This is a genomic window from Methanobrevibacter sp., assembly GCF_045577275.1.
Classification (GTDB): Archaea; Methanobacteriota; Methanobacteria; order Methanobacteriales; family Methanobacteriaceae; genus Methanobrevibacter.
Map to the genome: position 1 here is coordinate 1 of NZ_JAZNIB010000185.1, position 4,388 is coordinate 4,388.

Here is a 4,388-nt window from a genome sequence, read left to right on the forward strand (position 1 = left end):
ATTTCATCAGTATCTAAGTAATATATTCCATTTTTACCTATTGCCATATCTCCCTTTTGAGATGATTGAACTAAAATAAATCCTATATATTCATTGTTGACTATTTCACGAATCAAATCTGGAAACATCCTGTTGATTTCCTCATATGTTAATCTATGGCTCCATTTGGTTAGATAAATCATTGCCAGATTTCCGGATGCAAGAACAATGACTTCAGATTCTTTAAGTTTCTTTTCTTCATCTTCCTTGTTTCTTCTTTTGAGGAATCCGAATTTATCTGAAAACGGAACGTAGACTTCCGCAAAATGGTCTTCATTTGAAGACATGTTTGCATAGATATCCATGCCCAGAGGAAGCAGGGATTTGACAAAATCCTCAAAGGACTCACCGTATCTCTGTTTGAATGTTGCACCATTGGTTTGGCCATGGTCTGACTGTATCACGAACTGATATTCCCTTGGAGAGTATTTGTTTGCATCAATCAGACGTTTTATCTGCCTGTCCATTCCTTTAAGGGCAAACCACACATCTTCATCCCTTACGCCTGAATGGTGGGCAATCTCATCATAGCCAAGATATGTGGAATATGCAACATCAATGTCTCCTACAAACATGTCTCCAATCAGTGTTTCAGTGTTGATTTCCCTCATGAATACATTGGTTCCTGCTCTTGTTGGGATATATGCGATTCCCCGTGAAATTCTTGGTTGGATGTTTAATATCCTGTGTTTCAGCTGAGAATATATTTCATGAATCATGTCTTCAATCACCAGCACGACTATACGTGCGAAATCGCTTGGATTTGAAAAAATGGAAAACCATGCACCGTTATACAGTTTTCTCAAATCAGTTATTTTACTGAATGTGAAAATAACGTTGTCAGTATCGCCTGAAAACAGGTTGGATCTGCTGGCACCATTATCGACAAGCAATCCGTTTCCATCCGTGATTCTTTCTTCAAGTATTTTGACTTTTGTAACTCCTGAACACTGCATCATCTGATTGTCATTTTCCTTTTCAATCCATCTAAAAGCTGTGATATCCTCATTGTTTCCATGAAGAATTCCCGCCTGGCTGGCTCCGGTCTGTGATGACAGGTCGGTTTCCCATTTCCTAAGGGTGTGGGTTTTGCCATCCATCATTGACTTGACTGTAGGCATGACTCCCCTGTCGACAGCCAAACACAAAACATCATGGGCAAGCCCGTCGATTTCCACGATTATCACTCCCGGATAATCCTTTATATCATCTTTTCTTTTCCTTTGAGCTTCCCTCATCACCGCCTGATAATATGCCCCATCATCTTCAAGTCCAAATATGGTGGACAGGATGATTGTAATCAATGATATGGTCAATGGTGCAAGAATTACTCCCAATCCACTGATGTTTAAACCAAAATACGGGCCGAAAAAAGCAAAGAGCCCTCCATTTAAAATCAGAGCACCAATCCCGAAAGTCCAAACCAGAATAGGCATATAGACCTTTGTTATAAGCGGCCATAATACTGCATTGAAAATACTGATGAAAAATATAAAGAGCACAACCCTATAAAGATTGGTAACAGTGAAATCCAATCCAAAGCTGATTAGATACAATCCCACTAAATTTGCAATGAACAGTACCAGATATCTTTTCAATGACAACCCCGGTGTCTGTTTAAGTTCGTCAATGTCTCTCATATTAACCCCTTGTAAATAAAATCATTTTCTTAAAACTGAAAACAGCCATAACCATCATCAAACCATTTAAATAGAATAGAAAATTTTAATCAATCTTGAACTCCGGAAACTCGGTTTCTCTAATAAATAGATTGATATCGGGATTTAAAACTTTTGCAAATCTCAATACCAAATCCCTGAATTTATTATATTCCTTTTCATTTTGCGAAGTTAATCCATGAGCCAGAATTGAATTATTCCTTGATGAAATATTAGCTAAAAATAGATCTTTATTTTCAGCATATAATTTACCTAATTCATCTTCAAAATCATGAAGCAACTCATAACCCTGAATTAAACTGATTCTAACAATGCCATGGAAATCAGGCTCCAAGTCACGGGTTATGCCATGCTGCTTTAAAATGTCCATGTCAACATTAGAAGTATTGATTCCATACCCATTTTTAAGTCTTATTTGAGCGATTAACTCCAGAGATCTATAAAGTCTTGCAATAGCATCATCATATTTTGTCTCTTCTGCCCTTCTTTTCGCATTACTTATTAAACTGGCTAAAACATAATAAGGCTTGGTATCTTCTCCACCATCACTAAGAAAATGAAGTGCCTTAGCATTTAATCCAAGCTGTTTTTTTAATCCCTGCCACTCCTTTACAAATTTTTTCCTGTCGAAATACTCATTGGCCTTTTTATAATCCACATTATCAAAATAATAATATGCATTGAACAATTTAAGATAAGCTTCTTTATTTGCTTTAGTTATACCGCCAAGCAATGCTTTTCCTGCATCAAAACGATAAGTATTGAATAATCCTTTAAGCAGTTCTATCAATACATCATCATATACGGGGTAGAGATTTTGTGAGATAATCCTTTCAGTGCCTCTAATAACAACACCATCTTCAGATTCTCCACCTACAAAATACACCTTTTTATGGAATCGCATGGAAGCAAAAGCCGCAGACATTGTCATTGTTTTTGTACCCAAAGTATAGTCAATGACAATTTTATAATCAGACAATTCACGAATCTTTTCTTTAAATGCGTCAAAATAGACCTTGAAGTCATCAGTCTGTTCTAAATAGACACATTCATAGTAGTCAAATTCTTCTCCAAATTCATCCAAATACTGTTTTTCAACAGATTCTACAGTTTCCTTGGAATCTTCAGGGCCGAAAAATATTACCTTATCAGGATTGGTCGTGTCAATGGAAAATAAAATTCCATGCGCCAAATCCTCTGTTTCTGATTGTCCTATACCTTCTTCAACAGTCACTAAAAGTGCAGTATCTTTCCTTGACATTTTTACACCTATTTCAAATTATTTTAAATTCCGTAAAATCCATTAATTGAAGATTATCATTCAACAGGAAAAAAATGAATGCCTCAACTAAAATTAGTTGAGGAGCTCATTTAAGATATTTTACAATCTTTTCAACATCATCTGTAATAATTGCTGTATGATCAGTATCATCAATGAAGATGAATTCACCATTCCTTGCAATATTTTCTAATTTACCCTCATCGCCATGTTCAGTAGCCAGATAAATTACAGGAGTATCATTGATTTTTACAGGTTGGAAATCCCACACAGAGTTTACATAGAACATTTCAACCATTTTCTCAGATAACTCATCATTATCTTCTCCGCCTAACTCATCAATATCAAAGCCTAAATCTGTTAGTTCCTTAAAGATATCTGATGCATCTACATTATCTGGAATGTCATCACTGTAGAAGTCTAATGCACCATCTATTAAGACACATTTTTCTATTTTCCTGTCTTTTTCTAACTTTTCGGCAATCAGTATTGCGAAAAGACAACCTAATGAATATCCGGCTATAATGTCTCCATCCTGGAAGATGTCTTTGATTGCATTCCAGTACTTTTCAAATGTCATATTATGGTCAGTGTTTTTGATTTCATCAACTGTTAAATCATATTTGAAGTCATCAATAAGGTAGACATTTCCTTCAAATTCAAGATTGTCGAGCAATGGTGAAAATACCATAGACAATCCGCCCAGTGGAGGCAGTATAAACATGTTTTGATTTTGGATACCCTCTTTAGCCAGATAGAATCCGTATTCCCCTTGGTCATCATCAATGAATTTTGCAATTTGATAAGGAGTTTTATTATCAAAAATGACATGGGCGTTAACACTAATGCCAGATTTAGACAAGATTGAGGTCATTTTAATTGCAGTTAATGAATCACCACCCATACGAACGAAGTCATCATAGATACCAATGTTTTCCTGATTGAAGACTTCTTCAAATGCATTTACTATTAGTTTTTCAGTTTCAGTGGTTGGTGCAACATACTCAACTTTCAATTCTTCAACATCGACTTCAGGCAATGCGCGTTTGTCCACTTTACCGTTTACATTCAATGGAATTTCATCCAATCTGATAACAAATGATGGAATCATATATTCAGGCTTGCGTTCATCAACATAATTAGATATATTCTCTTTTAGTTCCTCATCGTCAAATTCACCGGTTGCAACAACATAAGCAACAACTTCATTGTTTGTACCGCGTTTAATGGTTTGGACAGTCACGTCATCGACATAGTCTATTTCACGTATGACCGCTTCGATTTCTGAAAGTTCCACACGGTTTCCTCTGATTTTGACCTGACTGTCACGACGTCCTACTACACCTAAAGAACCGTCAGACAATACACGCACCATATCACCGGTACGATAC

General features: G+C 36.1%; 3 protein-coding genes. All 3 read right to left on the reverse strand.

Going from position 1 to position 4,388, the window contains the following annotated elements:
• On the reverse strand, positions 1-1,679 hold a 1,679-nt coding region (locus ACKI67_RS05490), incomplete at its 3' end, for an alkaline phosphatase family protein (protein ID WP_407462422.1).
• Between the two features lie 85 nt (positions 1,680-1,764).
• The gene (locus ACKI67_RS05495; protein WP_407462423.1) at positions 1,765-2,979 is read right to left on the reverse strand and encodes a TIGR02710 family CRISPR-associated CARF protein; all 1,215 of its coding nucleotides are present in this window, start codon (positions 2,977-2,979) and stop codon (positions 1,765-1,767) included.
• Positions 2,980-3,085: 106 nt separating this feature from the next.
• Positions 3,086-4,388 (reverse strand): AMP-binding enzyme (locus ACKI67_RS05500; RefSeq protein WP_407462424.1); only part of this gene is annotated, 1,303 nt, incomplete at its 5' end.

Bases quoted from the DNA above. Each gene is read 5' to 3' on its own strand.
- ACKI67_RS05495 (WP_407462423.1), bottom strand. From the start codon at position 2,979: ATGTCAAGGAAAGATACTGCACTTTTAGTGACTGTTGAAGAAGGTATA.